The following is a 15,051-nucleotide window of genomic DNA, read 5'->3' as shown; positions in this document are numbered from 1 at the left end:
TGCGCGACTTGGCTACCGTTGCGTCGGGGAGGCCTTGTCGCAGGGGGAGACTGTCGTATGAAGGTGCGGTTCGCTGCTGTTGCGGTGGCGGGAACAATGTTCGCAGCAGGGTGTTCAGGCGGTTCTGCGCCGAAACGAGATGTTGGCGTGACCAGTCCCCCGCCGTCGACTGCCGGAAGGAGACTGCCGTACGCGAGTGCACCGACGGTGGAACATCCACTGCCAGAGTCTGTATTGTCAGCACATCCGTGCGACGGTGCGCTCACTCCAGACCAGCCGCGCAGGATTCTGGCTCAAACGCCGCAGGGTGAGCGCGAGGACTTGGATGCGCTTGGCGCACAGTGCCGTTGGACTAACAGTGATGCTGGCGCGATCGTGAGTGTCTTGTACAGCACGAAGACTTCTGACGGCTTGAGCGCTTTCTATGCGAATACGAAGCCGAAGTCTGCGGTATGGCAACCACTTCCTCCGATGCGCTCATTGCCCGCTGTTGGTCACTCGACCTTCAGCTCTGAGGGTCCAAGTCGTTCTGCCAGGTAAGTGTTGGCGTCAGCGACCACCACACTGTCGATGTATCGATAACCCTTGGCCAGGCGAAGGTCGGCAAGGTGGCCCTATGCGAGGTTGCTGCTCACATTGCCGACGTGGCCGTCGTCAATCTGATGCGAACGGTGGGCGCATGATCCCCGCGACGTCCCCGCACGGCGATGGCCAGTGCGCCTCGGTTAGCGCCGTTCGACGTAGAGTGCAGTGGCGTGAGTTCGCCTTTTTCCGTCACCCGCTGTGAGCAGTTGGTTACAGTGACAATCGGAGGGCTCTCGGGCATGGTTGCCTTGTCGAGCGACTGCGTGTGCAGGGGAGGGCGGACATGGCTGCGGAGGTGAAGGCCGTCGTGAATAGCGAAGGCAAGGGAAAGATTTCATGAAGGTGAAGTTCGCCTCGTTGTCTGCCGGGATTGCGGCGACCGTTGTGCTCGTCGCCGGCTGTTCTGGCGGTTCGACGCCGAGCCTGCCCCCTGTTTTATCTGATATCCCAGGTTCTTCGTCGGCTGCTGGAAAAACCTTGCCGTATGCAGGCGCGCCCAAAGTGGAGAACCCTATGCCGGATTCGGTGCTGTCGACGCATCCATGTGACGGTGCGTTCACGTCGGGCCAAGTGCGCGAGATTCTGGGGAAAGAAATACCGGGAAAGCACGCCGATAACGCTTCGCTCGGTGCGCAATGTCATTTGGTTGAACAGTGATTCGGGGGCCGCCCTGACGGTCTTGTATGTAACAAAAGTATCCGACGGTTTGAGTGCGGTATACGCAAACTCGAAAACACAATCTACGGTGTGGCGTCCACTTCCTTTAGTGCAAGGGTTTCCAGCTGTGGCACATTCGGCCTATGGACTGAAGGGCGATAAGTCATTTTGTCAGGTGAGCATCGGAATCAGTGATCGGCATGATGTCGACGTGTCCGTTACGTTGAGTCCGTCAAAGGTCGGCGCGAAGAGCCCGTGTGATGTTACTGCTCGGATATCGGACATGGTGGTTGCCAGGCTGAAGCAAAATGCTGGTGCGTGACCGATATCCGGGTGCACCGCGATAGTCGAACTCGTCAGTCGTCCGGCGAGGGTGCCGGAAATTGTCAGTGGGTCGGCTGGTCAGTGGCTATGGACTTGAAGATCGTGGGCAACGGTGGCCAGTGCGGGGGCTTGTGATCCGAAGGATTAGCTGTTTCTCGTGACTGCTGGTGCGGTCGCGGTGGCCGCTTTGGTCGCGACGTGATCTGGTGGTTTGAACCGAATTCCGAATCCGGTTCAGCTCGTGCTTTTGCATCTTCGCCGGCGGCTGGGTAGATCTTGCCCTACGCGGGCGCTCCTAAGGTTGAGAAACCGCTTCCGGGGTCTGCGCTGTCTGGGCATCCGTGTGATGGTGCGCGCACATCGGCGCAAATCAACGAGGTTTCCGCATGCGGCCGCAGGGAGTGCATGCCGTCGTTCCTGCGCTGGGTGCCGAGTCCAAGTGGTTGAACGAGAATACTGGTGCTTTGGTTCTGACGCTGTACGCCACGAAAGCTGGCAGTCTGAGTGCTGTCTATGCCAATACCAGAAGGTCGGCGAAAGTTTGGCGCTCGCTTCCCGCTGTTCAAGGTCTCCCCGCTGTCGCTCATTCTACTTCCAGCGGTCCGGGGCAACGGGATGCTTGCCAGGTAACGGTCGGCATTACCGATAAGTATCGAGGGCGGCAGGCAGGATCCGTGTGATGCCGCGCAACGGTCGCGGGTGTGGTGATCGCTAACCTCAAGCAGAAGGCGGGCACCTGACCCTGGCTCGCGTCGCGGGCGGCGTGCAGCAGTTTGCTCTGTTTGACCTAGCGCACAGTGGGGTGAGTTTGCCTGTTCCCGCCACCCCGCTGTGAGCAGTTGGTTACAGTGGCATCCGGAGGGGCCTCGGGACTGGTTGCCTGGTCGAGAGGCGGTGCGCAGGCACGGGAGGGGCAGGCATGGCTGAGAACGGCCTGGGGAAGGCGATAGAAACGACCGGATGGCTGACCGGGCTGCCGATCACCGTCGTGGGCACGGCGTTGAACGTCGCCCAGGGGGTGTCGGACGCTGCTGTGGTGGCATCTGCCACGAAGACGGGTGCCGGATTCACCTTGAGTCCTGATGAGGCCCGTTCGCTCCTCGATCGGGCGAAGAGACTCAGGGAAAACGTGGCGAAGATGCAGCCGGATGCGCAAGCGCTGGCCAGGCTCACCCCGCCGTCGCCGGACCCCGGAAGCGCGGGATTCAACCAGCAGGCGGTCACCACTTTCTCGACGGGCAGAGATTCGCTGGATGCCATGTTGCGGTACGTCACGGAGCTGATCGGACGCTTGGAGAAGGCGTTGGGCATTGTCAGCGAATCGGACGGCCAGGCGGCCGTGGACGTGAAGGCTGTCGGAAACAGCGAGCAGGGAAAGGGGTTGCTCGGATGAGGATGCGGTTCTCGGTCTCGATTGTCAGTGTTGTGACGGCTGTACTGCTGGCGGGGTGTTCCGGCGGTTCAGCGCCAAGTCCTGCCCCTGACGCGACGAATGCTCCGCCGCCATCTTCCGCATCGGGCAAGACCTTGCCGTATGCGGGTGCTCCAAAGGTGGAGCATCCATTGCCGGAATCGGTGTTGTCCGTGCATCCGTGTGACGGTGCGCTTACTCCGGAGCAAGTGAAAACTCTTGTCGGGAAGCCGACGCAGGGTGAACATGCCGACAACCCGGCACTGGGGACAGAGTGTCACTGGTCCAACAGGGACACTGGCTCATTGGCCACGGTGCTCTATACGACCAAGGTTTCGGACGGGTTAAGCGCGGCATATGCGAACACAAAGCCGCAGGCGAAAAGATGGCATCCGTTGTCCCCTATTCAAGGCCTTCCAGCTGTAGCTGCTTCAGTTTATAAGCAGCAAGCAACGACAGATTCATTCTGTCAAGTTACTGTTGGCATAAGTGATCAGAAAACAATTGACGCATCGGTCTCACTTGGCTATTCGCAGATCGGCAAGAAAGACCCATGTGATGCGGCGGCGGTCGTTGCGGACATGGTGATCACCAACCTGAAGCAAAAGGCAGGTGCATGACCGATGGGGTTCTTCGACTTCATCGGCGAGGGAGCCCAGTGGATCGGCGACCGGATTGGTGACGCGGATGACTGGGTCAACGACCGGCTCAAGGACGCGGGGAACTGGTTTTCCGACTTCTACCACGGAAATCTCGGTGATCAAGCCCTTCCGGCACCTGCGATTGTGCAGCAGGTTCAGCAAGGGCCGGGCACTTCGTCGTGGGACAGTGGTAGTTCCACGGTGCGGAAGATGATCCAGGAGCACAACCAGAACAGCGACGACGCGCAGCAGATCACCACTATGCTGGAATCTGTCTGGACCGGCGACGGCGCGGATGCGGCTCGGGCCCGGTTAAGGCCGTTATCCGACGCGTCTTCCACCTCCGCGCAGGCATATGTGGTCAATGGGCAGAAGCTGGTCGACACCACGCACGGCTACAACGACATGAAGATCGCGTTGCAGGCGATGCCTCCGGCGCCTCCGCACAAGAATCTTTGGGACCAGGGGACTCCTTGGGACACCGACACCGAGAAGCAGATCAACGAGTACAACGCTGCCGCCAATCACAATGTCGAGCGGTATCAGAAGTACGCTGACCAGGCCAGGGCCAACGGTCAGGGGCTGAATAGCGATTACGGTCAGGTGTCCGGGTTCGACGGGCAGAATCTCACGATCGACTCCGGTGGCGATCGCGCCAAGAGCAAGACCGGGTCGCACGAGAGGGCCTCTCAAAAACCTGGGCAGGATTCTGGTGGGCCGGGGAGTGGTCCGGGGGCCAGCGGTGGGCTCGGGAGTGGGCCGGGAACCGTTGGCGGGCCGGGGAGCTGGCCGGGAGCCAGCGGAGGACCGGGAGCAAGCGGGCCGGGAGCTAGCGGGCCAGAAACCAGTGGGTCTGGGGCTACTGGCGGGGCCGGTGGGGTGTCGTTCCCGTCGGGAGGTGTCACAGTGCCGCCGGGTAGCGGAGTGCCGGGGGACAACGACGGGACTTCGACGGCTGGGTGGACTCCACCGTCGGTTGATCGGGTTGGCGGAACGAACTGGACCCCGCCGGCAGCGACGCCGACCTCCTGGGGCGCTGGGGGCGGGAGTGGCAACAGCGGCTGGACGCCGGGCGGGTTCGGGCTGCTCGGCGGCGGAAGCGATGCCGGAAGCGAAGCCGGAGGCCGCAGTGGAGGGATCGTGGCTCGGCTTGGCGGGGGTGCAGGCGTAGGTGCCGGGGCCGGCGTGGGCGCGGGTGAAGAAGCGGCGGCCCGCGGGGCGGCGGGGAAGGGCGCGGGTGGGGCCAAGGGAAGCCCGGGAATGGGTGGCATGGCCGGCGCGGGAAAAGGCAAAGGCGAGGAAGACAAAGAACACCAGCGCAAGTACGGAATCGACGACGACTCCGCGTTCTCGCTCGTCGACGAGAACGGCGAGCGGGCTCTCGATCCCCGCACTGGGTTGCCTCCGACGCCCCCGACGATTGGTGGTTGAGGGGCTCGATGACGATCATCGACAGGCCGCTGCGGATGCCGCGGTCGGTGTTTTTGGCGCTTTGGCACGGTGCGGACCTCGGGAAAGTACCGGTCGTGGTCGAGGACACCCCGATGTACCTCACCGAGGAAGGCGCGGCCGAGCGGGCGAAGCGGACGCGGGAGCTCCTCAACGAGCTTGGCGAGGCGGCGGATGCGTTGCGTGGCACGCTCAAACTGCTCGCTACCGCGCGGCATGAGGTGTACGGGTGGACTGACTTCGGCACCCACCAAGAGGACAACGGCGCGATTCTTGTCGCGGCGACCAAACCTGACGCCGTTCGGTTGATTACGGACGCGGAGTTCGTTCAGCTGGATCCGGTGTCGCCGGATGAGCTTGCGGCTTGTCTGGTCATGGCGATGCCGGAATGTCCTCCGGCGGCGGTTCGGGTGATGCGAATCAACCGGGAGTACTACGACAACGGCGGGGCGGATCCGCTGGCCGAGGAGGGCGGCGAGGCGGACGAGCTGCGATACCTGATGCGCGTGCCGCGCGATGCGGTGCATCAGTTGCATGCCGCGGTACGGGACGGGCGGGGCGAGCGGAGGTACAGTTCGCCGTTGTCGGTCATCGATCTGAGCGGGCGCGGGCGGGTGCTGAGCTTTCAGCGTGCCAACGGCGGCGAGGCGCAGATCAGTGTCTGCCCGGGAAACCGGGCGTCCTTGATCGATGCGGTGAACCGCGCGCTCGCCAGTTTGCGATAAAAACTAGTAACCGCGTTTCCCTTTCTCGTGTTCCGCGTTAACCAAGGCGTCGGGTTCACAGAGAGGTGAAACGGAATGGGCGTACGCGCGTTCGGACGGGGCATGGTCCTCCTGGCAGCGGCGGTAGTCGCGCTCGGCGGGGGCACCGCGGTGGCAGCGACCGGGAAAGAACCGGCCGGTCCGGTGCAGCCGAACATCATCGCCGCGGCGATCTACTCGGTCGGGCAGCCGACGATCGCGCCGCCGGGGGCCAACGACTGGAACTGCAAGCCTTCCGCGGAGCATCCGAACCCGGTGCTGCTGTCCAACGGCACCACGGCCAACGCGTACGAGAACTGGGCGAATCTCTCCCAGCGGCTCGCCGACGAGGGGTACTGCGTGTTCGCGGGGAACTTCGGCGGGTCGCCGGGGGCGTTTCTGCAGACGGTGGGGCCGGTGGCCGGTACGGCCGGCCAGCTCGCGACCTTCGGGGACAAGATCCTCCAGGCCACGGGGGCCTCGAAGCTCGACGTCGTCGGGCATTCGCAGGGCGGGATGAACCCGCGCTACTGGATCAAGTACCTCGGCGGCGCGAGCAAGATCGGCAAGCTGATCGGGCTGTCTCCGTCCAATTACGGCACCAGCCTGTTCGGTCTGCTCACCGCGATCCAGGCCATCCCGCCTGCGCGCGATCTTGTCGGCGCGGCTTGTGCGGCTTGCAATGAGCAGTCGACCGGATCGGCGTTCCTCAAGGACCTCAACGCGGGTGGAGACACGGTTCCGGGCATCGACTACACCGTGATCCAGACCAGGTATGACGACGTTGTCACCCCGTACGCCAACGCCTTCCTCAAGCCCGCGCCCAACGTGAAGAACCTCGTCCTCCAGGACGTCTGCGGGCTCGACTACACCGACCACCTCGGCATCACCTACGACCCGATCGCGCAGCGCGAGGTGCTCAACGCGCTCGACCCGCAGCACGCGAAAAAGCCCAACTGCACGTTCGTGCCCCCGGTGATCAGCTGAGATACCCCCGCCCCGGGGTAAAAACGCGAACACTTTCGCCGGCTCGGTTGTGCGGACTCCGGCTCCGATGTCACAGTCGGTGACATGTTCTGGCTGCTCCCCGACACCTGGACGCCGCACGACGAGGCCGAGCTGGTCGCCGGATGGCGGCTCTGGCTCGAGCTGAGCGACCGCGCGTGGCCCACCGCGTCGTGGGACGGCACCCCGTCCGGCGCGGTGGGTCCGTTGCGCGAGCTGCTCGACGCCTGCGACGAAATCGAGAGCACGTGCCGGGAAACGGCCGAGCCGTCCGCGGAGTTCACGGACCTCGTTCAGCCGCTCGTGCTGTGCGCGAGCGCGGTCATCTGCCTGTGGTGGGACGACCACGCCCCGCTCGACTCCGCCCGTGCGAAGGCGCTCCACGAGGACCTGCGCCGGTTTTCGGCCCTCGCGGAGCGCGTTCTCACGCTGTTGTCCGCCCACGGCGGCTGGACGGAACTCGACGTGGCCCGCCGCCACCCGGCTTGAGCCGGTACTCGGCGAAATCTGTGCCGAGCGTGCCCTCGCCTTGGGTGAGCGCGGGCAGTGCTTGTTCCAGTTCGTGTGCGGAGGCAGCTGGGAGATGACCGTCCACAGTGCATCGGTCGCCGGTGATCACTGGTTCGCCAGGGACTGCGCGTAGTTCGATTAGCTTGCGCAGCACGGCGCTGATCGCGGAAGCCGGAGCCTCCAGTTCGAACGCGTGGACCGGTTCGTACACGCGTGTTCCGGCCTGGCGAAGGGCTTCCCGCAGCACTAGCCGGGTCATGCCGCGGAAATCGCTGGCGGTGCTGGCTGGCGGGTAGAACGCGGTGTCGGTGAGGGTGACCGCGCAGTCGATCACTTCCCGGCCGTGCAAACCCTCGTGCAGGATCTCGTGGACGGTGTCCTCAATGGCCGTGTGGAACGAAAGCGGCAGCGAGCCGAGTTCGACTTCCAACCGGTAGTCGGTGCCGGAGCCGGGCGGGCCGGGTTCGACGCGGAGTCCGACAGTGGCCCAGAAGAACACGCGTTCGTCCGGAGCGGGGCGGCGCACGCGGTGTCCGGTCCCGTGCAGACGTTCGACCAGCAGCGGTCGCGATTCCTCGAACTCGGCGCCGATGCCGAACTCTTCGGCAAGGGTCGTCCGGATGACCTCCTTCTGTACCTCGCCGTACAAGCGGACGGTGATTTCCTGTGCCTGCCGGTGGATGCTGATCAGCGGGTCCTGTTCGGACAGTCGGGTCAGCGCGGTGTACAGCGCACTGGTGTGGTCCGGATCGACCGGGTGCACCAGCGTTTCCAGGCTGGGCGGGGCGAAGAACCGGCCCTGGGCAAGGTCGGCGCGTTCGCCCAGCCGGTCGCCGATCCGGATTTCCGGCAAGCCCCAGACTCGCGCGACATCTCCGGCCAGGGCCTCCCCGGACACCGGGGTCGCGCCGTGCTCGAATACCCGTACTGCTGTGGGGCGGCCGATGCCTTCCGCGCCGACGCGCCGGAAAGGCACCGGCCGCCGTGCGGCCAGGGAACCAGAAAACATTCGCAGGTAAGCGATTTTCTCGCCGGAACGGCCGCGTTCGATTTTGAAGACAGTGGCGTCGAGCGGTCCGTCTCCACGGCGTTCGCGGGATGGCAGCAGTTCGTAAACTCCGGCGACGAGGTCGCGAACGCCGGCTCCGGTGATTGCCGAACCGAAGAAGACCGGATACACCGAGGAGGCGGCGACCTGGCGGGCCAATGCCTTGCGGTAATCCATTGAGGACGCTGTACCGGCCACATAGGACTCAACGAAGACGTCATCTCCGGCCAGTAGGTCAGCGAGTCGTTCATCGAAGGGGAGCGGTGTCGGGTGTGCGTCAGCGGTGCCGATCCCGGTTACGGCGCTCATCGCGACACATTGCGGGGAAAGCTTGGTGCGCAAGGATTCCAGCAGTGACGCTTCACGCGCACCGGTGCGGTCGATCTTGTTCACGAAGACCAGTACCGGAATGCCGAGCCGGACGAGCGTGCGCATCAGTACGCGAGTCTGTGCTTGCACCCCTTCCACCGCGGATACCACGAGCACCGCGCCGTCGAGCACGCCGACGGCGCGTTCGACTTCCGCGATGAAATCGGGATGGCCGGGGGTGTCCACGAGGCTGAGCCGGTGGCCGGGCGTGCTGACCGCCACGACGGCGGACTGGATGGTGATGCCGCGCCTGCGTTCGAGGTCGAGCGAATCGGTTTGGGTGTCGCCGTCGTCGACCCGGCCGGCGTGGTCGATCACGCCGGTCTCGAACAGCAGACGTTCGGTGAGGCTGGTTTTACCTGCGTCGATGTGCGCCAGGAGGCCGATGGTCAGTGCTTTCATGCGTGCGGGAGTCCTCAGCTGCGGGAGACAGGCCGAACTGGGGTCGATCGGACTGTCGGCGCATCGGGACTCCTCGCGGGTCGGGAACACGAAAACACGGCCACGAGCAGCGCGCACTCGCGGTCAACGGCACGGTAGCGCCGGACCGGGCGCGGTGTACAGCGAGTTTTCGGTGCCTGTCGGTTTCCTGTCGATCACTGGCTGACACCCCCGCGGCGGTGTTCAGTGCCCTACCGTGGGCCTGGTCAGTTGAATTTTCACCTATCGGGGAGCTGTCTCCATGTTGACTCGAGTCAAGGACGTCGCGCTGCTGCTCGGCCGGATCGGCATCGCGGTGGTGTTCTTCGCCCACGGCCTGCAGAAATGGGACAGCGGCGTCGGGGCGACCGCCGACATGTTCAGCCAGATCGGCATCCCGCTGCCGAGCGTCTCCGCGTTCCTCGTGATCGTGCTCGAACTGCTCGGCTCGATCGCGTTCGTCGTCGGCTTCCTGCTGCCGGTGGTCGCCATCGGCTATGCGATCAACATGGCAGGCGCGCTGATCTCGGTCCACGCGGCGCACGGCCTTACCGGCGAAGGCGGCTACGAACTCGTGCTGGTGCTCGGCCTCACCGCGCTGGCGCTGGGCTTCAATGGCGGACGGCTGTCCCTGGACCACGTGCTGTTCTGGCGTCGCCGTGAAGGGGCGCTTGAGTTGCAGAGCGCCTGAGTGTGTCGTGAGCGCTGATCACGGCTCCAGCCGTGATCAGCACTCACGAGGGCAGGTCGGCGGTGGTGCGTTCGGCCTGGCGGCGGGCGGACAGTTTCGCCGGGTCGGCGTTGGTGACCTGGACCAGGTGCGCGCTGGCGGCGAGCGGAACGAGCAGGCCGTCGAGTACGCCGTCCGGCACTGTCCAGTCCATCGTGGACAACACCCGGTCCGCTGCGGTCAGGCCGATTTTTGCCGCGCGCGCGGTGGCTTCCGTCCACACTTCGTCCACTGTGGAGGAACCGAGCGCGGGGGTGTCGCCGGGCGTCGGCTGCATCGGGAAGAACTGGTCGCCCGACATCCGGGCCTCGCTCAGGTAGTCGAGCGCTCCCCCGGACGGCGGCGCCGGCAGGCCGCGGCCCATCGGGTCGAGCGACACGACCGCGACGGCCGGGGCGTCGATCTCCTCGTCCGGGCTGGTGAAGACGACCCGCGCGCCCTCGGGCTCCGCGACCACGCGGGCCCCGCACCACCACGCGCCGAGCAGCACGCCCGCGGTCTGCCAGTGCGCGGGCAACCGCACCGCGACGGCGTCGCCCTGCTCCACGTCGAACTCGTCGACCAGCCAGTTTGCCGTTTTCGCGGCCCAGTTCTGCATCGTCGCCACGGACAGCTCGACCCGGCTGCCGACCCGGTCGTCGTAGTGCGTGATCAGCGGTTTCGCCGGCGAGGTCAGAAGCGGGCGCAGCAGCTGCTCGGTGAGGCTCATGCGCCCGCCTCGCTCGCGCTCGGCGCGGCATGAGCCGAAGGCGCAGTGTTGGATGGTTCGCTCGCAAGCTCGCTCATGCCCTCAGGCTAGTCGCGGCGTCAGTCGACGCAGGGCACGCCCGGGATTCCGGAGTCGAGGCTCTGCGACACCGCACCGGCCGCCGCGCCGCCGCCCCCGGTGCTGCTGCGTCCGGCCAGCCCCGCGACGAACTTCCGCACCGCGGCCGGGTCGACCTCGACGATGCTCTGCCCGTCCTCGCTGCGGCCGTTCGTGGTGATCACCGGGATCGTCGCGAAGGTCAGGTCGCCGGACGCGATGCCCTTGACCTGCTGGGCGAATTCGAGCACGTCGAGGCTGTCGTCGAGCACGAACGACCGGTGTACCGCGTCCATCAGGCTGTTCAGCATGCTCGGATTGGTGAGCGTGCCCGCGGACAGCACCTTGCGCATCGCCGAGGACAGGAACGCCTGCTGCCGCTTGATCCGGTCGAGGTCGCCGTTCGGCAGGTTCTTGCGCTGGCGCACGAAGGACAGCGCTTCGCCGCCGCTCACCGTCTGCACGCCGCGGCGGAAGTTCGCCCCGGAATCCTTGTCCGACGTCGCGTGGTTGAGGCACACCGGCACACCGCCGACGGCCTCGGTGATCAGATAGAACCCGAGCAGGTTGACCTCGGCGTAGTGGTCGATGCGCGCCTGGGTGAGGTCCTGCACGGTCTGGACCAGCGCCCGCCGCCCGGCGGCGTCCGAATCGCGGGCGATCTTCGCCTGGTCGTGCTCGCCCTGCGCGCGTTCCTCCTGTTCGGCGCGCGCCTTGGCGACGCCGTACGCGGAGTTGATCTTCGCTTTGCCGCGGCCCGGCACGTCGACCCAGCTGTCGCGCGGGATCGACACCGCGGACGCCTTGCCGCCGTTCTTCGGGATCCGCAACAGGATGACGGTGTCGGTGTTGATGCCGGCTTTGTCCTCGGTGCGCAATGACTTCAGCATGCTCGGCGGCAGCGGGTTGCCCTGCTGGTCAGTGCGCGCGTCGCTGCCGACGAGCAGGATGTCGGTGCCGCCGTCGTCGGCGGGCGGGGCCGGGGGTTCGCCCGCGCGCGGGGTGAGAACGTCGGCGGTCGCGACGTTGTCCTGCAGTTTGTCCTTGGTGACGTACGCGTACCCCGTCCCGCTCAGTGCGAGCAGCGAGACCAGGCCGATCGCGACGCGGCGGGTGACCCGGGTGACCCGGCCCGAGCGGCGGTCCGGTTCCTCCGGCGGGGCCGGGTTCGACGGCTGGGGGAGTGCGACGCGCGGGTGCGGCGAGGGCTTCCGCTCGGACGTGGTGGTGGCACGCTCGGTGGCTGGTTTGGTTTCGTCGGTGGTGGCACGCTCGGTGGCTGGTTTGGTTTCGTCGGTGGTGGCACGTTCGGTGGCTGGTTTGGTTTCGTCGGCGGTGGCACGTTCGGTGGCTGGTTTGGTTTCGTCGGCGGTGGCACGTTCGGTGGCTGGTTTGGTTTCGTCGGCGGTGGCACGTTCGGTGGCTGGTTTGGTTTCGTCGGCGGCGGCACGCTCGGTGACCGGCTCGGTTTCCTCGGCGGCGGTTTCCTCGGCTGCTTCCTCTGCAGCAGGCTCAGCGGCGGCGTGCTTCGGCTCCGGTGTTCCGTCGGATCCGCGGTCCGAGGCATCGGAAACCGCCGGACTGTCGGCAGAATCCGCCGTCCGGTCCGGTTTGTCCTGGTTTTCGCTCACCCCGGCTACCTCCCCGCTCCCCAGCGTACGGCCTGCGGCGCGCCGGCACGCTGGGTGCTCGACTCTAGTTGACGCAGGGCACATCGCCCGCCGTGATGAGCGGCGCGGGTGAGTTCGAGGGGCTGGATGGAGGGGGCCCGGAGGGCGAAGACGCGGGCGGTGCCGAGGACGTCGTGGCCGACGCGCCGGCGGTGTCGCGCGCGTCCTTGCCGAGGATCACCCGGACGTGCCCGGCGGCGACGTCGGCGTCCGGCTCGGCCTGCGCGGTGCTGCCGAGGGCTTGGCGGACCAGGTCGGCGGCGGCCTCGTCCGACGGGTGGTAGCGCAGCACGGTCGTCGCGCGGGTGGACAGCTTGGTGCTGGTGCCGAGCTGGAAACCCTTGCCCTGCAACAGGCTCCGCACCTGGTCGGCGGCGCCCGAGCCGGAGCCGTCGAACAGTTCGACGGTGGTCTGCCCGGTTCCGGGCAACGGCGCGTTGCTGGGGGGCGGGGTGCTGCCGTCGGAGGTCAGCCGGTCGATCTCGGCGCGGACCTTCGCCGGGTCGACGCGCAGCACGTCAGCGCCGCCCATGACCGCGTTGCCCTCGGTGGGGATAGTGTGGAATTCGACGTTTCCGCCGGTCAGCCCGCGCATCTGGTCGACGAACTCGGACAGGTCCCAGCCCGCGGACAGCACCACGGACTTCTTCACCGCCTCGATGAGCTGCGCGATCCGCACCGGGTTGGCCAGCACCTCGGACGAGAGCACCTTGCTCGCCAGGCCGGACAGGAACGCCTGCTGGCGCCCGATCCGGTCGAGGTCGCCGTTCTGCAGGCCGTAGCGCTGGCGGACGAACGCGAGCGCCTGGACGCCCTCGATGGTCTGCTCGCCCGCGGGCAGGTCGACGCCCGACTTCTTCTCCTTCACCGGGTTCTTGAGGCACACCTGCACGCCGCCGATGGCCTTCGTGACCTCGTAGAAGCTGGCCAGGTTCACCTCGGCGTAGCGGTCGATCATGCCCGGTTTGCCGATGAACTTCTCCAGCGTCGCGACGAGGTTCTTGCGTCCGGCGAGCTTGGCTTTTTCGTCGACGTCCTTGAGGTCGGCGTTGCCCTTGGCCTGCAGCGTCTTGGCGGTGTCGTTGTAGGCGTAGACATACGCGCTGTTCAGCTTGTGCTTGCCGAAGCCGCCGGTGATCTCGACGTAGGAGTCGCGCGGGAAGGAGATGGCGATCGCGTGCTCCCCGTTCTGCGGGATGTGCACGAGAATCATCGTGTCGGTCTGCTTTTCGCCGTCGGACTCGCCCGCGTGCAGCATGTCGAGCACCTCGCGGGGCAGCGGATTGCCCTGCGCGTCGGTGCGGCTGTCCTGGCCGACCAGGAGGATGTCGATCGCGCCGTCGAGCGGTTTCGCGTGCGGCTGCTGCTCGCCGAAGATCGCCGTGGTGGAGAAGCCGGACTGCGGGTCGCCGATGAACTGCCAGCCGTACCAGGTAAGCGCCAGCACGACCACGGACGCGACGGACAACAGGATCTTTCCGCTTCGCCGCAGCACGACGACGACGCCGCGACCGCGGTGCACCGGCAGCGGTGTCCCCGGCCATTCGGCCACTGTTCCTCCCCAGGATGCCCCGCGCGTTTCGCGCTTTGCCGAACTCTACCGACTCCCAGGTAAGCCACCCGTAGGCTGGTGGCGAGAGTGCCCGGTCGGGCGGAAGGGGTGGATGAGGATGCGGGTCCTGGTCACGGGCGGTGCTGGGTTCATCGGTTCGCATTACGTGCGGCAGGTGCTGTCGGGGGCGTATCCGACGCTGGCCGACGCCGAGGTCGTGGTGCTCGACAAGCTCACCTACGCGGGTAATGAGGCGAACCTCGCCCCGGTCGCCGACAGCCCGCGGCTGCGTTTCGCGCGCGGCGACATCTGCGACACCGCGCAGGTCACCGAGCTGATGAGCGGCATCGATCTGGTCGTGCACTTCGCCGCGGAGTCCCATGTGGACCGCTCGATCCTCGGTTCGGCGGACTTCGTGCTCACCAACGTGCTCGGCACCCAGACGTTGCTGCAGGCCGCGCTGGAGGCGCAGGTCGGGAAGTTCGTGCACGTCTCGACGGACGAGGTGTACGGGTCCATCCAGGACGGTTCGTGGTCGGAAGACCACGTACTGGAGCCGAATTCGCCGTACTCCGCCTCGAAGGCGTCGTCGGATTTGATCGCCCGCTCGTACTTCCGGACGCACGGATTGCCGGTGTGCGTCACGCGGTGCTCGAACAACTACGGCCCGTACCAGTTCCCGGAAAAGGTCATCCCGCTCTTCGCGACGAACCTGCTGGACGGCAAGAAGGTCCCGCTGTACGGCGATGGGCTGAACATCCGGGACTGGCTGCACGTGGACGATCACTGCCACGGAATCCAGCTGGTCGCCGACGGCGGCCGTCCCGGCGAGGTCTACAACATCGGCGGCGGCACCGAGCTGACCAACCGGGAACTGACCGGACGCCTGCTCGCGGCGGCCGGGGCCGGCTGGGAAATGGTCGAACCGGTGGCCGACCGCAAGGGCCACGACCGGCGGTACTCGGTCGACATCGCGAAGATCAGCGGCGAACTCGGTTACGCTCCGCGGGTGTCGTTCGAGGACGGTTTGGCGGAGACGGTGCGCTGGTATGCCGACAACCGCGCGTGGTGGGAGCCGCTGAAGGCCCGCGCCGCGCTCGGCACGTCCTGAAACCCTTTTCGCAGTAGGAGG

The 15,051-nt window shown here is 66.1% G+C and carries 14 protein-coding genes; 10 read left to right on the top strand and 4 right to left on the bottom strand.

What is annotated here, in order from left to right; all coding sequences use genetic code 11:
- The first annotated feature begins 57 nt into the window (after positions 1-57).
- From BM362_RS50780 to BM362_RS32910, 8 genes are all read left to right on the top strand, one after another.
- On the top strand, positions 58-540 hold the full coding sequence (locus tag BM362_RS50780) for a DUF3558 family protein (RefSeq protein ID WP_208865411.1): 483 nt from the start codon (positions 58-60) through the stop codon (positions 538-540).
- Between the two features lie 381 nt (positions 541-921).
- Positions 922-1,242 carry a DUF3558 domain-containing protein gene (locus BM362_RS47065; RefSeq protein WP_143132571.1) on the top strand — a complete coding sequence of 107 codons (321 nt, stop codon included), beginning with the start codon at positions 922-924 and terminating at the stop codon, positions 1,240-1,242.
- A gap of 1,243 nt (positions 1,243-2,485) precedes the next feature.
- A complete protein-coding gene (locus BM362_RS32935) occupies positions 2,486-2,959 on the top strand; it encodes a hypothetical protein (RefSeq protein WP_093575848.1) in 474 nt (157 codons plus the stop codon).
- 32 nt (positions 2,960-2,991) lie between these two features.
- The gene (locus tag BM362_RS32930; RefSeq protein ID WP_244287363.1) at positions 2,992-3,597 is read left to right on the top strand and encodes a DUF3558 domain-containing protein; all 606 of its coding nucleotides are present in this window, start codon (positions 2,992-2,994) and stop codon (positions 3,595-3,597) included.
- Positions 3,598-3,600: 3 nt separating this feature from the next.
- Positions 3,601-5,049: a hypothetical protein gene (locus BM362_RS32925; protein ID WP_093575847.1), complete on the top strand. Its 1,449-nt coding sequence runs from the start codon at positions 3,601-3,603 to the stop codon at positions 5,047-5,049.
- An 8-nt stretch (positions 5,050-5,057) separates the two neighbouring features.
- Positions 5,058-5,792: an ESX secretion-associated protein EspG gene (locus tag BM362_RS32920; RefSeq protein WP_093575846.1), complete on the top strand. Its 735-nt coding sequence runs from the start codon at positions 5,058-5,060 to the stop codon at positions 5,790-5,792.
- 75 nt (positions 5,793-5,867) lie between these two features.
- Positions 5,868-6,797 carry an esterase/lipase family protein gene (locus BM362_RS32915; RefSeq protein WP_202505945.1) on the top strand — a complete coding sequence of 310 codons (930 nt, stop codon included), beginning with the start codon at positions 5,868-5,870 and terminating at the stop codon, positions 6,795-6,797.
- An 84-nt stretch (positions 6,798-6,881) separates the two neighbouring features.
- Positions 6,882-7,304, top strand: coding sequence for a hypothetical protein (locus BM362_RS32910; RefSeq protein WP_067589890.1), 423 nt, complete (start codon positions 6,882-6,884; stop codon positions 7,302-7,304).
- Here BM362_RS32910 and BM362_RS32905 read toward each other — a convergent pair.
- Entirely contained in the window at positions 7,240-9,144 is a 1,905-nt protein-coding gene (locus BM362_RS32905; protein ID WP_093575845.1) for an elongation factor G, read from the bottom strand. The genes BM362_RS32910 and BM362_RS32905 overlap by 65 nt on opposite strands.
- A 280-nt stretch (positions 9,145-9,424) precedes the next feature.
- Between BM362_RS32905 and BM362_RS32900 the strand changes: the two genes are divergently transcribed.
- The gene (locus tag BM362_RS32900; protein ID WP_067589896.1) at positions 9,425-9,853 is read left to right on the top strand and encodes a DoxX family protein; all 429 of its coding nucleotides are present in this window, start codon (positions 9,425-9,427) and stop codon (positions 9,851-9,853) included.
- Between the two features lie 43 nt (positions 9,854-9,896).
- On the opposite strand, the gene BM362_RS32895 is transcribed toward BM362_RS32900, so the two are convergent.
- The 3 genes from BM362_RS32895 to BM362_RS32885 all read right to left on the bottom strand — a co-directional run bounded on the left by BM362_RS32895 (position 9,897) and on the right by BM362_RS32885 (position 13,919).
- Positions 9,897-10,601: a TIGR03089 family protein gene (locus tag BM362_RS32895; RefSeq protein WP_093575844.1), complete on the bottom strand. Its 705-nt coding sequence runs from the start codon at positions 10,599-10,601 to the stop codon at positions 9,897-9,899.
- 98 nt (positions 10,602-10,699) lie between these two features.
- Positions 10,700-11,797: an LCP family protein gene (locus BM362_RS32890; protein WP_208865417.1), complete on the bottom strand. Its 1,098-nt coding sequence runs from the start codon at positions 11,795-11,797 to the stop codon at positions 10,700-10,702.
- Positions 11,798-12,392: 595 nt separating this feature from the next.
- On the bottom strand, positions 12,393-13,919 hold the full coding sequence (locus BM362_RS32885) for an LCP family protein (protein WP_067589904.1): 1,527 nt from the start codon (positions 13,917-13,919) through the stop codon (positions 12,393-12,395).
- A 118-nt stretch (positions 13,920-14,037) separates the two neighbouring features.
- Between BM362_RS32885 and rfbB the strand changes: the two genes are divergently transcribed.
- Positions 14,038-15,030 carry a dTDP-glucose 4,6-dehydratase gene (gene rfbB, locus BM362_RS32880; RefSeq protein WP_093575842.1) on the top strand — a complete coding sequence of 331 codons (993 nt, stop codon included), beginning with the start codon at positions 14,038-14,040 and terminating at the stop codon, positions 15,028-15,030.
- Positions 15,031-15,051: the final 21 nt, after the last annotated feature.

The organism is Amycolatopsis rubida (assembly GCF_900115345.1).
In the GTDB taxonomy this organism is placed as follows: Bacteria; Actinomycetota; Actinomycetes; order Mycobacteriales; family Pseudonocardiaceae; genus Amycolatopsis; species Amycolatopsis rubida.
Note: the sequence above shows the minus strand (reverse complement) of the source record. Positions and strands in the feature narration are given on the sequence as shown.

Bases quoted from the DNA above. Each gene is read 5' to 3' on its own strand.
- BM362_RS32935 (WP_093575848.1), top strand. From the start codon at position 2,486: ATGGCTGAGAACGGCCTGGGGAAGGCGATAGAAACGACCGGATGGCTG.
- BM362_RS32915 (WP_202505945.1), top strand. From the start codon at position 5,868: ATGGGCGTACGCGCGTTCGGACGGGGCATGGTCCTCCTGGCAGCGGCG.
- BM362_RS32925 (WP_093575847.1), top strand. From the start codon at position 3,601: ATGGGGTTCTTCGACTTCATCGGCGAGGGAGCCCAGTGGATCGGCGAC.
- BM362_RS47065 (WP_143132571.1), top strand. From the start codon at position 922: ATGAAGGTGAAGTTCGCCTCGTTGTCTGCCGGGATTGCGGCGACCGTT.
- rfbB (WP_093575842.1), top strand. From the start codon at position 14,038: ATGCGGGTCCTGGTCACGGGCGGTGCTGGGTTCATCGGTTCGCATTAC.
- BM362_RS32910 (WP_067589890.1), top strand. From the start codon at position 6,882: ATGTTCTGGCTGCTCCCCGACACCTGGACGCCGCACGACGAGGCCGAG.
- BM362_RS32900 (WP_067589896.1), top strand. From the start codon at position 9,425: ATGTTGACTCGAGTCAAGGACGTCGCGCTGCTGCTCGGCCGGATCGGC.
- BM362_RS32920 (WP_093575846.1), top strand. From the start codon at position 5,058: ATGACGATCATCGACAGGCCGCTGCGGATGCCGCGGTCGGTGTTTTTG.
- BM362_RS50780 (WP_208865411.1), top strand. From the start codon at position 58: ATGAAGGTGCGGTTCGCTGCTGTTGCGGTGGCGGGAACAATGTTCGCA.
- BM362_RS32895 (WP_093575844.1), bottom strand. From the start codon at position 10,601: ATGAGCCTCACCGAGCAGCTGCTGCGCCCGCTTCTGACCTCGCCGGCG.
- BM362_RS32905 (WP_093575845.1), bottom strand. From the start codon at position 9,144: ATGAAAGCACTGACCATCGGCCTCCTGGCGCACATCGACGCAGGTAAA.